Annotated in this window: 1 protein-coding gene; it reads right to left on the bottom strand. The window is 32.8% G+C overall.

The features are described from left to right. Nucleotides 1-1,214: 1,214 nt before the first annotated feature. Complete coding sequence (locus tag F6K13_RS24115) at nt 1,215-3,365, bottom strand: Tex family protein (protein ID WP_124147688.1); 2,151 nt, start codon at nt 3,363-3,365, stop codon at nt 1,215-1,217. Nucleotides 3,366-3,504 lie beyond the last annotated feature (139 nt).

The raw sequence follows: 3,504 nt of genomic DNA, 5'->3' as shown, positions 1-3,504 counted from the left end.
TGGTGTTATTGTTGATGATTTGGCTATTAAGTTAATCATATTTCTATTTACTTGTTTTGCAAGCATTCAGCGGTCAGCTATCAGCTATCAGCTTTATTACTTTTAGTGGACAATTTAAGCTCGTTGCTCTTGTGCTTCAATTCTTTGTTTAAAAATGTAGTAGAAGTTAAGCAAGTGCTTGCTTCATTCATTAAAAAGCTGTTTGCACAGCATTCCGCAGGAAATGCTTACCTTGTTTTTTTATCATCAAACAACCAGGATGTTATTTCTGTTTATAACGAACAGGAATGTTAGTATTTTTGTAAATTTCTTCTGCCAAATTTTGTAACTTTTCTAGGCTAATACACTTTAATTTTTGTGGGGATACTATATTTTTTATATTCTAATATCATGTCCGGATAAGAGCGTGATAAAAAAAACTTCCTCCTTTTCCTCCTCTTATTTCTTGCTTCTTTCTTCCCTCCTGACTTCTGACCCCTGACTCCTTACTCCTCCGTCATTTTATTTATAAGTAATCAACCGGACATAATATAACGAATCATAAAATCTGTATAAGTAGGTAGGTCTAATTAAACGTAAAAAAAATTGTAGGAGAGGGTTTAACCGAAAGCTTTGACTTAAGCGCTTACGAGTTCTAAAAACTCGCCCTCTAATATTGCGTTTATTTATGCTCACCTATTTATAATGTCTTTATTAAGAAGATAGATATAAGTAGATGTTTTTTGAAGTATTGCGGTATACAAATATTCTGTTTTTTTACATAAATTAATAAACTGACAACATATAGGGGAAAGAATTAGTAACTTCTGTGTGATAATTGATTTTATTTTTTATAATTGAACAAGATTACGGGAGCAAGATGCTCCCACTATTTGTCTGGTAACAAAAATAATTACAATCCACCACCACTGCCATTATTATTCGTAACATTTTTTTTAATTGGTCTATCGCAAGGAACGAGTTGGTGTTTGACTTATGTTGATGATGAACCTGAGACAGAGAAAAGCTTTTCCCACTGTTCCTGTTCTCTGTTCTTTGTTCCCTGTTCCCTGCCATAATATGAATTTTGAACTTATATCATGTCCGGATAATTAGTGATAAAAAAAATCTATTTTTCCTCCTCTTTATTCTTTCTTCTTCTTTCTTGCTTTTTTATTCTTGCTTCTTTCTTCTCTCCTGACTCCTGACTCCTGACTACTGACTCCTATTTAAACTTACTTTCGCATCGATAAACCAATTCGTTTCAACTTTTCATTTATTTCCAAAACTCTTACTTTTACCACTTGCCCAACTTTCACAACTTGCTTTGGATCTTTAACAAAATAATCTGCCAACTGAGAGATATGTACTAACCCATCTTGATGTACTCCCACATCAACAAAAGCTCCAAAATTAGCGACATTAGTTACTATTCCTTCCAACTCCATTCCTACTTCTAAATCTTTAATTTCTTTGATGCCTTCTCGAAAAGTTGCATACTTAAATTCTGCTCTAGGGTCGCGTCCTGGTTTTTCCAATTCATTGATAATATCCTTGAGTGTTGGTTCGCCAATTTTATCGGTTACATACTTTTTTAAATCCAGAGATTTTACTCTATTTGAGATTTGATTAATCTGATTTATCGATACAGCTAAATCTTGAGCTATATTTTCTACAACTGAATAACTTTCTGGATGTACTGCTGTATTATCTAAAGGATTTTCACCGCTCCGAATTCTTAAAAAACCAGCACAAAGCTCAAAAGTTTTCCCTCCCAATTTTGACACTTTCAAAATTTCTTGACGATTCTTAAAAGCTCCATTTTCATTCCGATATTTAACTAAATTTTTAGCGACTGTCGAACTCATACCAGAAACAAAAATTAGTAATTCTTTTGAGGCAGTATTCAAATCTACTCCCACATAATTTACACAACTTTCTACTGTCTCATCTAACTTTTTCTTCAACAATTTTTGGTCTACATCATGTTGATATTGACCGACTCCAATAGACTTGGGGTCGATTTTTACCAGTTCTGCTAAAGGGTCTTGTAAACGTCTGCCAATGCTAATAGCTCCCCGCACTGTAATATCTAAGTCAGGAAATTCTTCTATTGCTACTTTAGAAGCAGAATAAATTGAAGCACCAGATTCATTTACTATGACTTTTATTGGTTTTTTATCTAAAGTAGAAATTACTTCAGTCATAAATTCATCTGTTTCTCTTCCTGCCGTACCATTACCAATAGCAATAAGTTCAATTTTGTACTTTTGAATTAATTGCTTAATAGTTGTAGTAGCTTGTTGTTTTTCTGCCGCAGATTTATGGGGAAATATTGCTTGATATTTTAAGAATTTCCCCGTTTCATCTAACACAGCAACTTTGCAACCTGTTCTAAATCCTGGGTCAATTCCTAAAGTAGGTTTCATTCCTGCTGGTGGAGATAATAATAACTCTTTTAGATTAGTTTCAAAAGTTTTAATTGACTCAATATCTGCCTCGGCCTTCTTTTGCCCTCGAACTTCATTAATTAAAGAATTTTTCATCAAGCGATTCAAAGCATCTTTGAGCATTTCCTGATAAAAATATCTGACTTCTTTAACTCTAGTTTTAATTTCTGAATCTGCCAAATAAGACAATACAAAATCTCGGTCAAAATCTAGTTCTAAATTTAATACCCCTTCACTCTCTCCTCGTAACAAAGCCAACATATTATGAGGAGCAATATCTTTAACATTTACCCGAAAATTCCGGTACATTTCAAACTTAGTCGTACCTTCAGGATAATCATCTTTAATTTTGGAACTAAAACAACCAGATTTGAGAAAATATTCTCTGATATAAGAGCGTAATTCAGCTTTTTCTGCCACTGATTCTGCCAAAATATCAGATGCTCCTTGAATAGCTTCTTCTATATTTTTTACTCCTTTTTCTTCAGCAATATACTTAACAGCTTCTTGCTCAATAGATGTAGATTTTGCTTGAGGATTATTCAGAGATTTAATAAATTCTGCCAAAGATTCTAAACCTTTTTCCTTAGCAATAGTCGCCCTCGTCCGTCGTTTTGGTTTATAGGGAAGATATAGGTCTTCAAGTTCTGTTTTTTGCAGACATAAATCAATTTTTTCCTGTAATTCATCGGTAAGTTTGCCAGCATCATTAATTGCTTTGAGAATTACCTTTTTTCTTTCTTCAAGTTCCTGAAGATAAGTAAATCTATCCCATATATTTCGGAGTTGAGTTTCATCCAAAGAATTTGTATATTCTTTCCGATAACGAGCCACAAAAGGAATAGTCGCTCCTCCATTTAACAAGTCCAAAGCATTTTTAATACTTTGAGAATTGATATTTAATTCTTGAGCTAAAATTTTATTTATGTCCAGCATAAATCATCTATATAAATATATTTTTTTTGATTTTACCGAATAATTCAGGTAAAAATACTCTCCAACTGAGGAGAAACAATGAATTACTTTTCCTTTTATTCAATGCTATCCGTTTTAGAGAGAGATACTTATCAATTAT

This window comes from Okeania sp. SIO2B9 (genome assembly GCF_010672505.1).
In the GTDB taxonomy this organism is placed as follows: domain Bacteria; phylum Cyanobacteriota; class Cyanobacteriia; order Cyanobacteriales; family Microcoleaceae; genus Okeania; species Okeania hirsuta.
This window is presented reverse-complemented; position numbering and strand designations above follow the sequence as displayed.

Bases quoted from the DNA above. Each gene is read 5' to 3' on its own strand.
- F6K13_RS24115 (WP_124147688.1), bottom strand. From the start codon at position 3,365: ATGCTGGACATAAATAAAATTTTAGCTCAAGAATTAAATATCAATTCT.